The organism is Mycobacterium sp. NTMscope_MAC_269 (assembly GCF_976985695.1).
This window is the reverse complement of sequence record NZ_OZ335668.1, coordinates 1,889,246-1,905,364: the sequence shown is the minus strand read 5'-3', so window position 1 is coordinate 1,905,364 and position 16,119 is coordinate 1,889,246. Positions and strand designations below refer to the sequence as shown.

Below are 16,119 nucleotides of genomic sequence, written 5' to 3'. Positions count from 1 at the left end.
CCGCCTCTAGGTGCAGCGATATTGCCCGTTGAGCACACAGTTCACCGGTGGCGAGTAGGAACCGGTCAGTCCGCCTCTTAGACCACCGGTTGCTGAACCGCCGGGTGCGATGACGCGATTCCAGTTCGCGGGGGTGACAACATAGTGCGTGCCGGATTGACTAACGGTGCTATTCCAGGTGTGCAAGACGGATTGTCCTGCCGGCATGTCGAATTCGAGCTTCCAGTCGCTCATCGGCGCCATGCTTGAGTTGGTGATGGTGAAGCGGGCGATGAAGCCGGTCTGCCACGTATGTTCCACCGCCAACGTCGCGGTGGCCGCAGCCGCATGCGCTACGGGTGCGATGGCGAGTCCCAGGACGGCAACTATCAATGCCGACATGGTTACGTGAAGCGCTGCGCGGCAGCGCTTCACGTAGTTCTCCGAACGGGCCATAGCTGCCACACTAGAGCCAAGCAGCGATCTGGGCCCGCGCAGCGCGGGTAAGCTGCAGTACCTTTGCTCAACTGAAACCGTCATGAAATCTGGCCTCGAGAGCCGTTGACGGCTGACCCTCGGCGCTGCGTTCCAGGCGCATTAAGGCCTGCCGGATCATCAGCACGACAGGCGGAATGACGAGAATGTATGGTCGAGTCGTCGTGCACTGCGACGCGACCTTCGCGCTTCAGGGGGATATGGCGCCGCATGTCGCGGAGTCAAAGGCGCCCACCCTAGAGGAGATACCGTGGGCCTATTTAAGAAGAAGAAGCGGGCCAACACCGCTGCTGGTGAGGCCACGATCTACTACTCCACCCCATTTGGCGACACAAAAGACGGCAAACAAAAGCTGTTCCTGCTTGAGCGAGACGGTGTGCAGTACTTTCCGGTGTTCCGTAGCGCGGAGTCGATGCGAGAGTTCTATGAGCGAATGAACCGCGCCGCGTACGTGATACTCAAGGGCGACATAAAGAGCGTGATGGACACCACTGCCTCGATCGGTCTGATGAAACACATGGGAATCGTGATCGAGCCCATGAGCGAACATCCTCTTGAGATCATGCCCGACTCGGACGCTGACGCTTGACGTACTGTGCGGCAACGTAATCCATTTCGCCATAAGCTCGACCCGGCAATGACGCGACGTCCGCCGGCTGTCTGACCTATTCGAACGCCAAACGCACCGAACCGAGGCCGGCGAAGTCGGCGACGAACTCATCGCCGGGGCGCGCGTCGATCGCCCGCGTGCACGACCCGGGTAAGACGATGTCCCCCGTGCGCAATCGCACGCCGAAACTTTCGACCTTGCGAGCCAACCACGCCACGGCCGTGACAGGGTTACCCAGCACGGCGTCCCCGCGGCCCTCGGCGACCACCTCGCCGTTGCGCGTCAACACGGCGTCGATCGCTTTGACATCGAGACCGTCCGGCGGCACCCGCGCCTCCCCCAGCACGAAGCCCGCCGAAGACGCGTTGTCGGCGATCGTGTCGCACAGGGCGATCTTCCAGTCGGTGATCCGTGTGTCGATCAACTCGATGGACGGGACCAGGGCCTCGGTGGCCGACACGACGTCGTCCTCAGTGCAGCCGGCGCCGGGTAGGTCCTCAGACAGGATGAACCCCACCTCGACCTCGACCCTGGGGTATAGATAGCGCGCCGCCTCGACCGGGATGTCCTCGAACACCTGCATCTCGTCGAGCAAATGACCGTAGTCCGGCTCGTCGACCCCCATCATCTGCTGCATTGCCAACGACGACAATCCCACCTTGTGGCCGACCACCCGCGCCCCTCCGGCCACTCGCTGACGGATATTGATCAGTTGAATCTCGTAAGCATCGACTACGTCGATCTCCGGATAGGCCGAAATCAACGGAGCGATAGGCTCGCGGCTGCGCTCGGCTTGGGCGAGGTCGTCGGCCAACTCGTCTCGGATCGCAACACTGAGCATTCCGAAGTTCCCCCATCCGTTTGACCGGGCGCCGCACCCGTGAACACGATCAGCGGGCGACATAGGTTCAAGACCTGGACGTGGGTTCGACTGCCAGGGGGCGGTGCGTAAATGGGTTCAGGCATGCAGCGAGGGCCGGTAGGTGAGCTCTTGGATATTGCCGTCCAGCGTCCGGGTTTCGAGCAGCGCGAGGTCGAAGTCGGCCGCACCGCGAAAGATCGGGTCATCCCCGGTTCGACCGGTGATCACCGGGAAAAGCGTCACCTGGACGCGGTCGACGAGGCCGGCGGCCATCAGCGCCCGGTTCATCGACAGGCTGCCGTGCGAGCGCAACGGCACGTCGGACTCTTCCTTGAGCCGCGCGACGACGTCGACTGCGTCCGCGCTCGCGACGGTCGCGTCAGGCCAGTCGAGAGGTCCATCCAGGGTCGTTGACACCACGGTCGCCGGCAGGTGCCTCATCTTGGTGACCCACGGGTCGTACACCTCGGAGTCCTCGGTGCTCTCGGCCACCATTTGCGCGAACAACCGATAAGTGTTGGCGCCGAAGACCATTCGTTGCTCCCGGTCATACAGCGCGAGGCGGTGGTCGAGCAGTTCGCGGCCTTGCTTGCCCCAGTAACCGCCCCAGTCGCCACCACTGACTCCGCCGAAGCCGTCGAGGCTGGAAAAGACGTCGAAGGTATAGGTAACGGTCATCGATAGTCTCCGCGGGCGCCGTTGATGGGTGTTGCGCATACAGACCGGAAGCGACGCCGAAACTCATCGCTCAGGCCTGGCCCCCGGCTCCCCGATGGCCCCAATCCTCCGATCCCGAAAACCGCCGGTTTCGGCCCAACGACGTCTGGGCATTCGCAGGCATGAGCTCGCGACTATCCATTCGTCTTTTCACTACCGCGGTAGTAACAGCCTGGGCGGCGCTGTTGACTGCGCCCGTCCCGGCGGCCTCTGCCGAGCCGTGCCCCAACGTCGAGGTGGTCTTTGCCCGCGGTACCGGCGAGCCACCCGGGGTCGGCGGGGTCGGGCAGGCTTTCGTCGATGCGCTCGGGTCACGAGTCGGCGGCAAGTCGCTGGGTGTGTATCCGGTCAACTACGAGGCGAGCGGCGACTTCAACGGGGGCATCGAGTTCGCCAGAACCTTCGTAGACGGGATTAGAGACGCCGGGAGCCACATCGAATCCACGGCGTCGAACTGCCCCAACACCAAAGTGGTGCTCGGCGGATATTCCCAGGGCGCCGCCGTAGCCGGCTTCGTCACCTCCCCCGCCGTGCCCAAGGAAGTGCCACAAGAGTTCGTGTCCTACGTGCCTCAGCCGCTGCCACGAGCGGTCGCTGATCATGTGGCGGCGGTGGTCCTTTTCGGAACACCGTCCAACGAATTCCTGCGCGGTGCCGGCGCGCCGCCGATCACGATCGGTCCCCTATACGCAGGCAAGACCATCCAGCTGTGCGCCCCCGACGACACGATCTGCAACGGCGCGCCTCCGGGGCCGCCGGGCATCGCTCACACCCTGTACGCGGCTAACGGCATGGTAGACCAAGGTGCGGACTTTGCGGCGCAACATCTTTAGCGAGTACACCGCGAACCACCCTCAGGTACAACGCAAATGCGAGACACATGCCGGTCTCGACGGCAGCTCACCATCAGTGGGTTAGACATGCCGATCACGATATAGGCGTGGGTTCGCTGGCCGGTCGCAGTTGGCCGGCTGGTCAAGCGCCGTGCTGCGCCCAATGTCGTTGCAGCACTGGGATGAACTGATCGGCCAGATAGTCTGGAAAATGCATCCGGGCCCCTTCGACCGTGGTGATTCCTACGGTGCCGGGTATCAAATCGGCGAGACGCCGAGCCCATTTAAGCGGAAAGAACACGTCACCGGTCCCCCACACGATCAGGGTAGGCGCCGTTAACGCGGCGAGCTCGGACCGTACCGCAGCCAGGTCGGTCGAGGAAATCGCCGCGACCAGACGTGCGAAGGCACGCGACGATTCTGGTGTCCCGAAGACGGGATCGTAGTAGGCATCCACCACTTCCGTAGGGAGTCGACCCGGATGGGGACAGCCTGCCGCCAGCCCACTGAGCTTGAGCCGGCGACTGGCGGCCACCCGCGACCCGAGCCGGGCGAGTAATCCCAGGCGCGCGGCGATGGCGACGGGTTTGAACAGCGCCGGTGGGGTGTTGCCTTCGGTGTCGCAATTGGTCAGCGTGAACGTCGATAACCGCGTACTCAGGTGCGCAGCGACGATCTGAGCCACCGCCCCGCCGGTGTCGTTGCCCACCAAGTCAAACCGATCCAGGCCCAAATGCTCGCAGAGCTCGATGACGCGACGCGCCAATCCCGTCAAGCTCACGTCCGCGCCGGCCGGCGCCGGTGGGGTGTGCCCGTGACCGGGAAGGTCCACCGCGATGCAGCGCCGCTGGTCCCCAGCCACTGCGGCAATGACGTGCCGCCACAGCACGCTGTTGGCGAGGATGCCATGGATGAACACCGCGGGACGCCCGGAGCCGACGTCGAGGTAGCTGATCGGACCCGAAGGCGTGTCGGCATAACGCCGGTGGTGTTCCAGTGTGGATATGTCCATGCCAAAAGCCTTCGGTTCAGATACTGTTGCAATGTCGCATACTCCAGGTATGCCAAGCCGGTACGGCCGACTATTCTCGGGGACGTGGAGGGCGTCAAGAGTCGTCGTACCGAGTACGCCGAACAGACGCGTGCAGCGATACTCAGCGCCGCGGCTGCGGCGTTCGCCGACCAGGGATTCACGGCGACAGCGATCACGCAGATCGCCGAAGCGGCGCGCGTCACCAAAGGTGCTGTCTATCATCACTTTCCCGACAAGCAGCGACTTTTTGAAGCGGTGATCAATTATCACAACGAGGTAGCGCAACAGAAGGTGCACCAAGCGATCGCCGGCCACGTCGATGATGTCTGGGGTGCGGCGACCGCGGCTCTGGACGCAACCCTAGATGTGTGCGCAGACCCCGTCGCAGGACGGCTGATCTACCTGGAAGGGCCCATTGGCCTGGGCTGGAAACGCTGGCGTGAATGCGAGCGGCAATACACCCACCGCAACGTGCACAACATGCTGTTACAAGGCATTCAAGCCGGGATCTTTCCCGCCGACGCCCCCACCGCAGCGATGACCGACATTTTGGCGGGCATGATCACCCACGCCGGAATCGCACTCGCCGAAGCCCCCGCGCGCCGCCGCAAACGCATCCGGCGAGATCTCCGACAGGCCGTGCATCTGGTTCTTCAAGGACTCAGACGCGACAACTAGCCCGAAGGCCGCGGGGGCTGATCGCGCATCAGCGATCAGTGTCAGTTGTCCTGCGGCCGAGCGATTGTCAGGTCTCGCGTGAGACATGGGCAGCGTCGTCCACAGATGAATCTGCTCAATGTCGGCGTGACACTGCGCAATCGAAATAAGCACGTCTCCCCCGGCGTCGTTTGCCTTCGTGAACCCGACGCGAGATGCGTTCAGCCAATCGACAGTCTTACCATTAGCTTAGAATATTCTTATATTTCTTATTTTTGGTGTATGGTCGCTCGTCATGGATGAGAAGCCACTGCCTAGAGCGTCAAGGCTCGCGGCGAGAGGTCAATGAGGTGCAAAACCCTAAGTTCCAGAAGGAATCGGCGTGGTCTGGCACAAGCCGACCACCCCAACTGCTGTCGATCTCCGACGCGGCAACTGCTTACCGCCTTATCTACGGGCGTGTCGATGCGCTGGTCCGCGGTCGCGCTGAAGGCGCGGAACTGACTGTGCCGGCCTGCCCCACCTGGACCATTCGACAGACGGTTGCTCATCTGGCTGGAGTCGCGCACGACATCGTTTCACTGAATATGGCGCAAAAGGCCGCCGACTCGTGGACCCGCGCGCAGGTCGATCGCCTCGACAGACATAGCCTCGACGACTTACTTGACCTGTGGGGGCAGATGATCGACCCGGTGACAACGACGCTCGCTTTGGCGCCTCAAGCATCCGCAGGCCAACTCGTCTTCGATACCCTCACCCATGAGCACGACATCCGCGGCGCCTTAAGCGAACCTGGTTCTCGCACGGGTGATCTCGCATTCGAGGTCGCCATCGGGTTCGTTGCAACAATGGGTGATCAATTTATCCGACAAGCGGGGCTGCCGACGCTCAGGCTAGTAACGCCCACAAACGGAGCTGTACAACTTGGCGATCCACACGCCGAGCGAGATCAACTCGCCCTCAGAATCTCTGATTTCGAGGCGCTGCGTGCTTTCGGCGGCCGACGCAGTGTCCGGCAACTATTAGCGCTGCCCTGGCATGGAGACCCGGCAGGCCTACTGCCCGCCTTCACAGACCTGCTGCCGGCCTTCAGCAACGAAGGGATGCGTCCGCCAGACGACGACCTCGTCGAGTGAACAACGCGCTGCCAGATTCACATCGAACCACTTTGCAACCCGCAGCATTTGACATCGACTCCCGCAGTAAGAGATTCGCGGTATGTCACTTCATAGCGAGCCAGTCGAACCGCGCCGGTGATCGCCGCAGGCATAACTCCTGCGCTTTGCCATCGTTCATCCTGACAGATGGGCTGGCGAGTTTTCGGCGCCGTCGCTTACGCGCGAATGAGCTGAATGACGCAGAGAGCAGGGATGTTTCGGCAGATGTGTCACATCCAGGCGCCTGCAAGGTCAGCCGGCCGGCGGACGGCATTCGTTGGCGCCGGGATCCCACCACCAGCCGTTGTCGCACGCGAGCGGTTGTGGTCCGACGCCGAGCGGTCGGCAGACGTTGGCCGTCGGATCCCACCACTGGCCCGGGTCGCAGGCCAACGGTTGTGGTCCGACGCCGAGCGGTCGGCAGACCTTGCCCGTCGGATCCCACCACTCGCCGTCCGCGCAGTCGGCCTTGCTGACCGCCGGCGTCGCGATTGTCACGGTCGCCATCGATGCCAACGCCACCAAGATGGCGGGAACGAGACGGCGAATGAATCCCTTCATGTGCGGGCCTTTCCCTTGTGGTCTATGCATTATCGAACCGAGCCGGCGCATACAGGTCAAGACCTACGGAGACCGCATAGACCGGCGAGCTGTGCCATGCTTCTCGCGGCCTCGGGTCGTTGCGTCGCTCTGGCCGACCTCAGCGGTCCCGGTTGGCCTGCGCTTGCCCATCGGCTCAACGGCGATAACCTCTGATCCCACAACATCATTCAGGCCCGCCACGTGCCATCTCTGAACGATGATTACGCCCGGACGAAGAAAGCGCTCCCGCTCACGACCCCTGTGCGAGCTCGAGCGCGGCGGCGACGACCGGCTTGGCCCACGCCGGTGTCGAGGTCAAGTCGGAGGGCCCGACGATGCGGCCGCGGTCCATATGCAATACCAAGAGCGGCTTCGGCGCCTGCCCGGCTGCGGGATCGGCACTCGCCGTGTTGTCGTACACCCGCAGCCCGGTGAGCGCCGGTAGTAGTTTCACGAGGTTGATCAGGCTGTGGCGGTAACGGCGACGGATGTCGGCGCCAGAAATGTCATGTCCGCCGCCGCGGACCCGCTGTCGCACCCGTTCGATGCATGTGTCGGCGCTGTCGAGCCCCACGTAGAAGACCTGCACCTCGAGTCCGCGGTTGGCGGCCTCGCTCAGTAGTGCCGGCATCGTGTTGCCGCCGAGAGTGGTCTCGAAGGTGAAGTCCAGGCCTTGATCGATCGCCCGCTGCAGCAGCTTTCGGCCCTGTTCCCAGGCCGCCGCGTCGGCCTCGGCCTGGGTCAGGCCCGGGTTGGCCGCCATGATCTCCCGCGCGGCCTCATCGGGGTTGTAGTACTCACCGCCCTTAGCGCGGATCGTCGCGCCCACGATGCTGCTCTTGCCGGCGCCGTTGACGCCTGCCAGCACGTGTATCTGCGCGGGCACCTTTGTCGTGCGAGCCATGGGCCGCGCTGGATCAGCGCAGCGGCGCGGTGCGTGCCGCCTTCACCGCGGCGGCGCCGAGTTCCTCCGGCGTTGCGTCGAACGCGGCGGCGACCCCGGCCTTGGCCTTCGGTGTTTGCATGGTCGCCAACAGCCTGTCGAAGCGCTCGCTGAGATCGTCGAGCGCGGGTGCCGTTGTGGCGGCCAAAGCCTCGAATTCGGCGTACGACAGGAGCACCGCCCTGGGAGTGTTGTGCTTGGTGATTACCACTGCCCCGCTGACCGCGGCTTCATCGAAGACGGTGCCGAACTCGTTTTTGAGGCGGCTGGCGGTCACCGAGGGGACATCGATGAGCTTGCCGTCGCGGTTGCGGAACGAGACGGTGGACATGGCGCTCCCCTCTTTGGTCTGCACGCCCACCATCTTAGCCATTTTGTACATTTTGTGCGAACAGGCCAGTTTGTGCGGACTTGTGCAGAAGGTTATCGCTACAAGTGAAGACCTGCGCTTTGCACCAGACGACTCGCGGAGTCGGCCCGGTCGGCAAGCGATTGGGCGGCCGCGGCGTTGACTGCGGCCGCCAGCCGGCGGCGGTTGGGTATCACCGCGGCACCGTGCTCGGCGACGCGAACACACGTGGCCTTAAGCGCCCGGACGTACCGCTCCACCGAATCGCGGGCAACCGGATTCTGCGGAAATGCGACCGTCAACGTGGTCTCGTCCTCGAATCGATTCACCCACATGCGCACGTCATCCGACGACCTACCGTCGCCGTAGATTCCGGCATTCAAACCGTCCCATTCAGAACTGAACGGGATCCCTCGCACGTCGGCGTACGACAACATATGGAGCTTGCCTGCGGGCTGTCTGATATGCCCTCCCACGGAAGCCAGCTCCACGACCCGTTCAAAGGGGACATCGGCCAGGTCGATTCCGGCATCAAACGATGCCTGGGCCGCGGTGACGGCATCACCGAAAGTCAGTCCTGCGACCGGGACGGTAACCGGGATGAAGCTCGCGAACCAGCCCGGCGTTACGAATTCGGCTGGCGTGCCGCGCGTGTCGTATGGCGTGATTCCGTAGTACGTTTGCGCCCCGGTCAGCTCGTGCTCGGCGAACGCGGCACATGCAAACACCCCACCGCTGAAGCGGGCGCCCAGGTTCGTGCACACGGTCTCGAACCGTTCTGTCTGATCCTCGTCCAAGAGGGGTACGACGGCCACGCCGCTCCCGCACGGCACCGACGGATGGCCAAGTGGCAGCGGAAAACTCGGCAGTGTTCCTCCGTTGTTTTCCGCGAACCGAATCCATGTGCGCACTTGTGGGGACTGCAGAGTCAGCGCCGCGGTGTGCTGATGCTGCCGGACGCAGTAATCGTCATAGCTGCCCGGTTCGGGTAGCTGCACCGGGGCCCCGCCGCCCACCAACGCGGCGTACGTGGAATGGATTTCGAAAAAGATCACGCCGACCGACATCCCGTCGATGACCAAATCGTCTGCGCTCATATAGAACGTGAAGTGATCCGAGTGCTGGACAACTCCGAAGGTAAAGCAGTCCCACCGCAGCGGGCTCGGTGTGGCCAAGATGTGCGCGCGCAGTTCGGTGGGCGTCATTTCGCCTCGCTCGAGCGGCGAAAATTCGATGTCAGCGGGATCGCTGAAGGTGTGCCGGACAACGCGGTCGCCGGCTCGATACCTAAACCAGCTGTGGTACGTGTCGTGCCGGCGAAGGTGAGCGTTGATCGCCTGGGTCATGGCGGCTATTTCGCACGTGCCGGGCATATCCCAGGCGCCGACGTTCAGGCGTGTCATATCCAGTCCGCGGGTTGCGTGGTCGCTGAAACGCCGAAGATGCTCAACCTGCTGATAACTTGCGGGAACGTCACTTATTGGCGCCTGCCGAGCCTTATGGTGCGCCGCCGGTGTCGCGTGCCAAGAAATGACCGCCCCGGTCCCTGGATCCCAGTTATGGACCGTCCCAAATGTGACCACAAAACCTCCTCGGGGCCACGGCAAAATTGCCGTTGGCCGCAGCGATTGCGGCACCATACCCAGAGGGATGTGGCACCTACGGACGACTATTTAACAAATGTCTACTAAGGGCCACTCGATCAAAATCGATGGCGTTATTCCACGAATGTCTACTAATGGCGGCGCATGAAAAGACGATCATACGCGCACGTCAGAGGGGCTTTCGCGGCTCGCGTTAGCGTACATTTGGCAATGTGGGCAACACTAGAGCCGGATCCAAACTGTTAGTTACATCACACTGGAGGGAAATGGCGCGCGAGCCGCGCTCTTCCGCTCCGCAAGTTTCCTTACCACACGTGATTAATGGCAGAAATAAGCGCTATTGTGCACTTGTCTTATTGCGACAATGCGGGGTTCTTCAAAATTTTTCTCCGTCGTCGCTGCTGATAAATGCGGGTCGCTTCGCGCAATCCCGTAACGCATAAGCCTCCAGCCCACGGGTCCGCCAATGGGCCCGCGGCGCATAGGGCTGATGATCGGGCCGGCGACAGTTCCCACAGCGACGCCGCCAGCCCGGCCCACACGGGCTACGAACAAGGGGCACGATGCGTCGCTGTAGCGTGACCGCGGTGAACTCCTTCCGGATGTATTCGTCTGCGGCGCTCGCGGCCAGTGCCGCGGCAGCCGTTCTCCTGCTCGCTGGACCGGGCACGGCAAACGCGGCCGGCTCTTGCCCCACCGCGACACCGCAGAATGGTGGAACGCCTGACTGGACCCTCGCCGGGAACACGGGCAGCGTCGCAGTCACCGGGTCCACCGATACGACCGCACCGCGCGTGACCGTGACGCCACCGTTCGCCGTGACCCAGACGCAGGTGCACACGCTGCACGCCGGAGATGGACCCGTGGTGTCGAGCACCGCCAAGGTCTCCGTCTGCTACATGGGCGTCAACGGACGCGACGGGTCGGTGTTCGACAGCAGCTACCAACGCGGCGCCCCCGTTGACTTCCCGCTCACCGGAGTCGTGCCGGGCTTCCAAAAGGCCATCGCCGGACAAAAGGTCGGGTCCACCGTCGCCGTCGCGATGGTTCCCGCCGACGGCTACCCCGAAGGCCAGCCCAGCGCCGGGATCCGCCCGGGCGACACGCTGGTTTTCGCGATCAAGATCCTCGGCGCATCGGGCTAGGTCGCCCGGCCAACTGACCCGCGCCGTAAATCAATTACCCAGCGGGGCGAACATCAGCGCGGGATCGATGCCGAGTTGCTGCGCGACGTGGGCGGTGTCCCAATACTCGCGCCAATGAGTGAGCGCGCCATCGCGAATCTCGAAAATCGCTGTGACATAGAACGTGACGGCCATGCCGTTCATGGAGTTCACGTCGACTCGTTCGACGATGACGGTGTCGCCGTCAGAGATGATCGTGCGGATCTCGCTCCCCTCGATCATGCCGGTTGACAGCGTGTTGTGCTTCTCGAGCTCTGCGCGCGCCGCGTCGCGTCCTCGAACGACCGGTGACAGCGGGACGTGGAGTTGCCAAGCGAAGTCGTCGGCCATGAGTGCGGTCATCGCATCGATGTCCATGCTCTCGCCGTAAGCGGCGTGTATAAATTCGACCACGATCTTCTCGTTGTCGTTTTTGGTCGCAACACTTTTCGCCATCACATCGTCCTCTGGGGGCGGTTACGGTTCGTCATCCGTCGAACTGTAGATGGCCGCTGCCGGGTTAGGCGCTGATATACAAATCGCTTAGCGAAAGGTCAGGAACGGTGCAGCATGACGATGGTGACATCGTCGTCGGTGTGACCCGAAGCCATCGCCGTCCAGATCCGGGTCGCCGCGGCATCGCCCGCTCGGCCGAGGTTCGCGGCAAGCAGTTCCAATCCGTCGTCGATCGACTCACCGCGCCGTTCCACCAAGCCGTCGGAGAACAGAACTAAGCCGTGCCCGCGTTCCAGCGTGAACGCGCTGGGCGCGTACGTCCCCCCTTTGACGCCGATCGGTGGTGAGAGGTTGATCGGTGCCGGGAACGCCGGCGCCGTCGAGTTCGTCAAGAAGGGCATCAAGTGACCGGCCGAGGCGGCCTCTACCTGACCCGAAACGAGATCGACCCGCGCGGCGATGACGGTGGCGAACGCGCCCCGCAGCATGTGCAGGCAGAACTCGTTGAGCTGCTCGAGAGCCTCGGCCGGTGCGGCCCCGGCGAACAATTGCGCGCGCAGTGCGTTGCGGAGCGCCGCCATGGTGCCGGCCGCGGCGATGCCGTGCCCGGCCACGTCGCCGATCAACACGATCAGCCGGCCGTCGCGGAGCTTGAACGCGTCGTACCAGTCGCCGCCGACGTTGTCCCCGGCCGCCGGCTCGTAATGCGCCGACAGTTCCCAGCTTTCGAGCGTCGGTATCGACTCGGGCAGCAGGCTGCGCTGCAGCGTCTCAGCCACGCGCAGCGCCCCGCGCGTACGGCGGTACAGCGACTCGACGAGGTGGCGTCGTAACGACGCCGCGGCCTCCGTCTCGTTCAGCGACCACGGCTCACTGCGTTGGTGGACGATCTCGCGCCACCGGTCGAATGATTTGCGCGGGCTGAGCCGAAGGTGGTCACCCTCGCTGACCGCGATCGCTTTGTTGTAGGGGTCACCACCCCAATCGACCGAGCGCAGCACCTCGCGCCGGAACCAGATGGCATATTGCCCGTCGGGGAGGTTGAGCACCAGCGCGCCGGCAGCCGTCTGGGGGTTGAGATCGAGCTCGGGTAGTGCGCGGGACAGGCACTCGCTGCTGGCGATGTCGTCGTCAACCTCACGCGCCCAGGCGGCGACGGCGGCCACAATGTCCGGCGGTGGAACCGAGCCACGTATCCGGAGATCGCCCCCGATGTCGACCACCACGCCGTCAGCGGGCACCAGGTCAAGTAGGTCGGGCGCACCAAGCAGCGCCTCCGACAGCGCTTCGCCATCATCGAGAGTGGCGGCGAGGAGCTTGGCCAACACCGCCTGCGCGGCCAACCGCTTGTGCAGTTGTTCGTCCTCGAACCGGTCGACGAGTCGCAACGACAGGGTCGAGCCGAGGAACTCGGCCGCCGCCCGGGTGCCGAACGGTGGCAGGTGCGGACCGGCGTAGTGGTGACAGGCGATCAGCCCCCACAGCCGACCCTGCCGCAGCAATGAGATGGACATCGATGCATGCACACCCATGTTGCGCAGATATTCGACATGGATGGGCGAGACGCTTCGTAGCGTGGCGTACGTCAGGTCCAGCGGCGCCTTCGTCAACGGGTCGATGCTCGGCACCAGGGGTGCGGGCGTGTAGTCGACGTCGGAAATTAGCCGAATCCAGTTCTTCTCGTACAGTGCGCGCGCCTGCGCCGGGATGTCGGTCGACGGGTAATGCAGACCGAGGAAGGAGTTGAGGTCGTCGCGTTTAGATTCAGCGACAACTTCGCCGTTGTATTCCTCGTCGTATCGGTAGACCATCACCCGGTCGAAGCCGGTCAAATCGCGGACGGCGCGTGCGGCAGTGGCGTACAACTCCGTCAGCGTGGAGGCCCGGTTCAACTCCTCCACCGCGCCACGGACCGCCTGATACGTGTTCGGGAAGGAAAACGGCCGCTCGCCGTAGGCGATCTCGAGCTCCACCAGCAGCACACCACCCGGCTCGCGGTGCAATATCGCGTCGAAGGCCCGCGGCTCGCCGGCGACATCGATGGTGACCTCGATCGGGTTGTCCTGGCGCAAACTGCCAAATGTCGCCGCAGTTTTCGCGATGCGGTCGGCTTGTTCGAAACCGATAAGTGCCGACAGGTGCTCGCCCAAAACCGCATCGACGGGACGGCCGAGTAGGTCTTCGACGTTGGCGCTGACCTGGCGTACCTCGAATGCGGGCTCACGCACCACCGCAAGTACCCCGCGCGGTTGGATGCTGCCTGGGATGTGGATCGGCTCACGCGCGCAGTTGTCCAGGTCGATCGGGATGCCCACCGGTACGAGATCGTCGATCGGATGACCCCCATGTGCCGATGGCCGGACGAACCGCGCGTCGTCGGTCACGCGAGCGCTCTTATCGGAATGATGAGGGGTAGCAGCCAGACCTCCAAGCTATCAATGTGTGTCGCACTTCTGGACCAGGTCAACCGCGGTTCGCATTGCCGCGGAAGGTTCATCGGCACGAATTTGCCCACGCGCTCAAGGCATGTGCCGTCCTCATCAATGTAATCTGAGCAGGTCATGCATTCGAACGCGCTCCCTACTGCCCGCCGCCTCTCGGTTGCGATGAAGGAGGGCTCGGCAGCCGAACACGATGCTGCCGAGCAGAGCCCGTTTATGTCCGAACTGCTTGTCGGCCGAGTTACCGGAGAAGGCTATTCGGACTATTTGCGCCGATTACGCGTGGTCTATGCCGCGTTAGAGGCCGCCTTGCGGGCCCGCCTCGACGATCCTGTGGTCTCCGCCGTGTATGACCCAGCGTTAGAGCGTCTCACGGCTATCGATGCCGATCTCGAGTACTGGCTGCCCCGAGGTACTCCAACCGAGGTCAACTCCCCCGCGGCAGCGGCGTATGCGGAGCGGTTGGCCGCTCTCAGATGGGGTGGCGAACTTGCGGCTCATCACTACGTGCGCTACCTCGGAGACCTCTCTGGCGGACGGGGCATCGGCAAGATCTTGGACCGCACGTTTGACCTTGGTGGCGCAGGTCTGGCGTTCTATGAATTCCTGGTGCGGCCCAAGCCGTATAAAGACGCTTATCGGGCACGCCTTGACGCACTTTGCCTCGACGTAGGCGAGATCGATCGCATCGTCGCCGAGGTGAAAATAGCTTTCGGCCTAAATCAGACGATGCTTGATGAACTCGCCGACAACGAGCGAAGCCGGCGCTCCCCCGGCTGATCGATTCAGACCTGGTTGAATCCGCCGTCGGCGGTCACCGTGGACCCGGTGGTAAAGCTGGACAGATCGCTCGCCAAAAAGACTGCAGCGTTGGCGATCTCGACGGGATCGGCGAAGCGGCCCATCGGAATGGTCGCGATGCGACCGGCCCTGAACTCTTCGATCGAGGCGTCGGGGTCGGTTTGTGCGGCCAGCGCATTGCTTCCCGGGGTGGCGGTGGAACCGGCGACGATGACGTTCACCCGGATGTTGCGGTCGGCGAGCTCGTTGGCCCAGGCACGGGCCAGTGACCGGACGGCGGCCTTGGTGGCGGCGTAGATGCTCAGCCCGGCGCGGCCGCGGTCGGCGGTGGTGGAGCCCGTCAGGATGACGGAGGCGCCGTCGTTGAGCAGCGGCAGCGCCTTTTGGACGGTGTACACGACTCCCTTGACGTTGGTGGTCAGCAACGTGTCGAGGTCGTCGTCGGTGATCTCCCCTAACCGCGCCACCCTGGTCGATCCGGCGTTGGCCATCACAATGTCGAGGCCCTGGCCGGCGGACGCGACCTCCGCGTAGAGCCGATCCACGTCCTCCGGCGTCCCGACGTCGCCGGGCACCGCGGTGGCACGCAGCCCCAATGTGTTTGCCGCAGCGTCGAGTTCGCGCTGACGCCGCCCCGTGATGAACACCCGTGCGGCGCCTTCGGCGAGGAATCGCTCGGCGCTGGCAAACCCGATTCCGGAATTGGCGCCGGTGACGACGGCGGTCTTGCGGTCGAGCAGTCCCATTCAGTCTCCTGATGTCGGCGAGTTCGGTTGGGTATCAGATCATTTGGTGGGCTTGGCGCGCTGCCAAAGCAAGCGGCCGTGGCGCGGCTTTCCCTTGATGACGACGGGCTCGGCGGGGCTCAGTTCCAGGTGTCCACCGCCGGCCTGGGCGGCGCGGTATTGCGTCCCGCCGATCCAGTTCGGCAACAGGCTGACGTCGACGTGGTGGGCGATCACGCCGCTGTCGAGCACGCTGTAGGGACCGGCGTACGCCAGATATCCCTTGGCCGCGGTGACCAATTCGTCGGTGTCCGCAATCTGGAGGTCACCGCGACTAATCGGCGCACGGTCGGCGCGCATGAGCTGGGCCGACATGTATCCGTCGCCGGAGTACATGATGATGCCACGCGCGTCCGGACCCAACGGGTAGCGCAGGTTCGAGCCGTCCAGGTCGGAGCTTTGATAGGACTCCAACGTCCAAGCCCCGATGAGGTATTCGCGAAGCTCCTGCGGTGTCAGTGTGGTCATCGGTCGATAATGCCTCGAAGCGCTCGCGCTGACAGTATCGGACCGGCGAGAGCATTCGCCCGGGGCGCGCAAGGGTGGCCTTGCCCGACCCAGACCGCGTCTGACTCGTATTGTCTGCAGCATGATCGCCGCTTTGATCGTGTCGCCGTGGTCAGTGCCCAGCCGCTCCCTCGCGCTCGGCGCA

The 16,119-nt window shown here is 63.7% G+C and carries 18 protein-coding genes; 6 read left to right on the top strand and 12 right to left on the bottom strand.

All coding sequences use genetic code 11. The annotated features are described in order from the left end of the window. Positions 1-6: 6 nt before the first annotated feature. On the bottom strand, positions 7-435 hold the full coding sequence (locus ACZ50Z_RS08935) for a cellulose-binding domain-containing protein (protein ID WP_464483226.1): 429 nt from the start codon (positions 433-435) through the stop codon (positions 7-9). Positions 436-724: 289 nt separating this feature from the next. Between ACZ50Z_RS08935 and ACZ50Z_RS08930 the strand changes: the two genes are divergently transcribed. Next, positions 725-1,063 carry an SseB family protein gene (locus ACZ50Z_RS08930; protein ID WP_464483225.1) on the top strand — a complete coding sequence of 113 codons (339 nt, stop codon included), beginning with the start codon at positions 725-727 and terminating at the stop codon, positions 1,061-1,063. Positions 1,064-1,139: 76 nt separating this feature from the next. On the opposite strand, the gene ACZ50Z_RS08925 is transcribed toward ACZ50Z_RS08930, so the two are convergent. Beyond that, positions 1,140-1,925, bottom strand: a complete 786-nt coding sequence (locus ACZ50Z_RS08925; protein ID WP_464483224.1) for a 2-keto-4-pentenoate hydratase — start codon at positions 1,923-1,925, stop codon at positions 1,140-1,142. A 117-nt stretch (positions 1,926-2,042) separates the two neighbouring features. Further along, on the bottom strand, positions 2,043-2,624 hold the full coding sequence (locus ACZ50Z_RS08920; protein ID WP_464483223.1) for a dihydrofolate reductase family protein: 582 nt from the start codon (positions 2,622-2,624) through the stop codon (positions 2,043-2,045). A 161-nt stretch (positions 2,625-2,785) separates the two neighbouring features. On the opposite strand from ACZ50Z_RS08920, the gene ACZ50Z_RS08915 reads away from it, so the two are divergent. After that, positions 2,786-3,496 (top strand): cutinase family protein, encoded by a 711-nt coding sequence (locus tag ACZ50Z_RS08915; protein WP_464483222.1) that lies wholly within the window; start codon positions 2,786-2,788, stop codon positions 3,494-3,496. A 142-nt stretch (positions 3,497-3,638) separates the two neighbouring features. Here the strand turns inward: ACZ50Z_RS08915 and ACZ50Z_RS08910 are convergent, their stop codons facing one another. Beyond that, positions 3,639-4,508: an alpha/beta fold hydrolase gene (locus tag ACZ50Z_RS08910; RefSeq protein ID WP_464483221.1), complete on the bottom strand. Its 870-nt coding sequence runs from the start codon at positions 4,506-4,508 to the stop codon at positions 3,639-3,641. A gap of 84 nt (positions 4,509-4,592) precedes the next feature. Here ACZ50Z_RS08910 and ACZ50Z_RS08905 point away from each other — a divergent pair, with 84 nt between their 5' ends. Continuing rightward, positions 4,593-5,207 carry a TetR/AcrR family transcriptional regulator gene (locus ACZ50Z_RS08905; RefSeq protein ID WP_464483220.1) on the top strand — a complete coding sequence of 205 codons (615 nt, stop codon included), beginning with the start codon at positions 4,593-4,595 and terminating at the stop codon, positions 5,205-5,207. A 329-nt stretch (positions 5,208-5,536) separates the two neighbouring features. Then, a complete protein-coding gene (locus tag ACZ50Z_RS08900) occupies positions 5,537-6,322 on the top strand; it encodes a maleylpyruvate isomerase N-terminal domain-containing protein (RefSeq protein WP_464483219.1) in 786 nt (261 codons plus the stop codon). 273 nt (positions 6,323-6,595) lie between these two features. Here the strand turns inward: ACZ50Z_RS08900 and ACZ50Z_RS08895 are convergent, their stop codons facing one another. From ACZ50Z_RS08895 to ACZ50Z_RS08880, 4 genes are all read right to left on the bottom strand, one after another. Further along, positions 6,596-6,904 (bottom strand): hypothetical protein, encoded by a 309-nt coding sequence (locus tag ACZ50Z_RS08895; protein WP_464483218.1) that lies wholly within the window; start codon positions 6,902-6,904, stop codon positions 6,596-6,598. A 271-nt stretch (positions 6,905-7,175) separates the two neighbouring features. Next, entirely contained in the window at positions 7,176-7,829 is a 654-nt protein-coding gene (locus ACZ50Z_RS08890) for a zeta toxin family protein (RefSeq protein ID WP_464483217.1), read from the bottom strand. A 13-nt stretch (positions 7,830-7,842) separates the two neighbouring features. Further along, a complete protein-coding gene (locus tag ACZ50Z_RS08885) occupies positions 7,843-8,199 on the bottom strand; it encodes a type II toxin-antitoxin system prevent-host-death family antitoxin (protein WP_464486141.1) in 357 nt (118 codons plus the stop codon). 98 nt (positions 8,200-8,297) lie between these two features. Further along, positions 8,298-9,800, bottom strand: a complete 1,503-nt coding sequence (locus ACZ50Z_RS08880; protein ID WP_464483216.1) for a condensation domain-containing protein — start codon at positions 9,798-9,800, stop codon at positions 8,298-8,300. Between the two features lie 608 nt (positions 9,801-10,408). Between ACZ50Z_RS08880 and ACZ50Z_RS08875 the strand changes: the two genes are divergently transcribed. Then, positions 10,409-10,966 carry an FKBP-type peptidyl-prolyl cis-trans isomerase gene (locus tag ACZ50Z_RS08875; RefSeq protein WP_464483215.1) on the top strand — a complete coding sequence of 186 codons (558 nt, stop codon included), beginning with the start codon at positions 10,409-10,411 and terminating at the stop codon, positions 10,964-10,966. Between the two features lie 30 nt (positions 10,967-10,996). Here the strand turns inward: ACZ50Z_RS08875 and ACZ50Z_RS08870 are convergent, their stop codons facing one another. After that, positions 10,997-11,440, bottom strand: a complete 444-nt coding sequence (locus tag ACZ50Z_RS08870; protein ID WP_464483214.1) for a limonene-1,2-epoxide hydrolase family protein — start codon at positions 11,438-11,440, stop codon at positions 10,997-10,999. A gap of 98 nt (positions 11,441-11,538) precedes the next feature. Continuing rightward, positions 11,539-13,824 carry a SpoIIE family protein phosphatase gene (locus ACZ50Z_RS08865; RefSeq protein ID WP_464483213.1) on the bottom strand — a complete coding sequence of 762 codons (2,286 nt, stop codon included), beginning with the start codon at positions 13,822-13,824 and terminating at the stop codon, positions 11,539-11,541. Between the two features lie 177 nt (positions 13,825-14,001). Between ACZ50Z_RS08865 and ACZ50Z_RS08860 the strand changes: the two genes are divergently transcribed. Further along, complete coding sequence (locus ACZ50Z_RS08860) at positions 14,002-14,661, top strand: biliverdin-producing heme oxygenase (RefSeq protein WP_464483212.1); 660 nt, start codon at positions 14,002-14,004, stop codon at positions 14,659-14,661. A 5-nt stretch (positions 14,662-14,666) separates the two neighbouring features. On the opposite strand, the gene ACZ50Z_RS08855 is transcribed toward ACZ50Z_RS08860, so the two are convergent. Together ACZ50Z_RS08855 and ACZ50Z_RS08850 are read right to left on the bottom strand one after the other, a co-directional pair. After that, entirely contained in the window at positions 14,667-15,428 is a 762-nt protein-coding gene (locus ACZ50Z_RS08855) for an SDR family NAD(P)-dependent oxidoreductase (protein WP_464483211.1), read from the bottom strand. A gap of 39 nt (positions 15,429-15,467) precedes the next feature. Beyond that, positions 15,468-15,935 (bottom strand): lipocalin-like domain-containing protein, encoded by a 468-nt coding sequence (locus tag ACZ50Z_RS08850; protein WP_464483210.1) that lies wholly within the window; start codon positions 15,933-15,935, stop codon positions 15,468-15,470. Between the last annotated feature and the right edge of the window lie 184 nt (positions 15,936-16,119).

Excerpts from the sequence above, each read along its gene's own strand:
- ACZ50Z_RS08935 (WP_464483226.1), bottom strand. The coding sequence starts at position 435 with ATGGCCCGTTCGGAGAACTACGTGAAGCGCTGCCGCGCAGCGCTTCAC.
- ACZ50Z_RS08925 (WP_464483224.1), bottom strand. The coding sequence starts at position 1,925 with ATGCTCAGTGTTGCGATCCGAGACGAGTTGGCCGACGACCTCGCCCAA.
- ACZ50Z_RS08920 (WP_464483223.1), bottom strand. The coding sequence starts at position 2,624 with ATGACCGTTACCTATACCTTCGACGTCTTTTCCAGCCTCGACGGCTTC.
- ACZ50Z_RS08915 (WP_464483222.1), top strand. The coding sequence starts at position 2,786 with ATGAGCTCGCGACTATCCATTCGTCTTTTCACTACCGCGGTAGTAACA.
- ACZ50Z_RS08910 (WP_464483221.1), bottom strand. The coding sequence starts at position 4,508 with ATGGACATATCCACACTGGAACACCACCGGCGTTATGCCGACACGCCT.
- ACZ50Z_RS08895 (WP_464483218.1), bottom strand. The coding sequence starts at position 6,904 with ATGAAGGGATTCATTCGCCGTCTCGTTCCCGCCATCTTGGTGGCGTTG.
- ACZ50Z_RS08890 (WP_464483217.1), bottom strand. The coding sequence starts at position 7,829 with ATGGCTCGCACGACAAAGGTGCCCGCGCAGATACACGTGCTGGCAGGC.
- ACZ50Z_RS08885 (WP_464486141.1), bottom strand. The coding sequence starts at position 8,199 with ATGTCCACCGTCTCGTTCCGCAACCGCGACGGCAAGCTCATCGATGTC.
- ACZ50Z_RS08870 (WP_464483214.1), bottom strand. The coding sequence starts at position 11,440 with ATGGCGAAAAGTGTTGCGACCAAAAACGACAACGAGAAGATCGTGGTC.
- ACZ50Z_RS08860 (WP_464483212.1), top strand. The coding sequence starts at position 14,002 with ATGCATTCGAACGCGCTCCCTACTGCCCGCCGCCTCTCGGTTGCGATG.
- ACZ50Z_RS08855 (WP_464483211.1), bottom strand. The coding sequence starts at position 15,428 with ATGGGACTGCTCGACCGCAAGACCGCCGTCGTCACCGGCGCCAATTCC.
- ACZ50Z_RS08850 (WP_464483210.1), bottom strand. The coding sequence starts at position 15,935 with ATGACCACACTGACACCGCAGGAGCTTCGCGAATACCTCATCGGGGCT.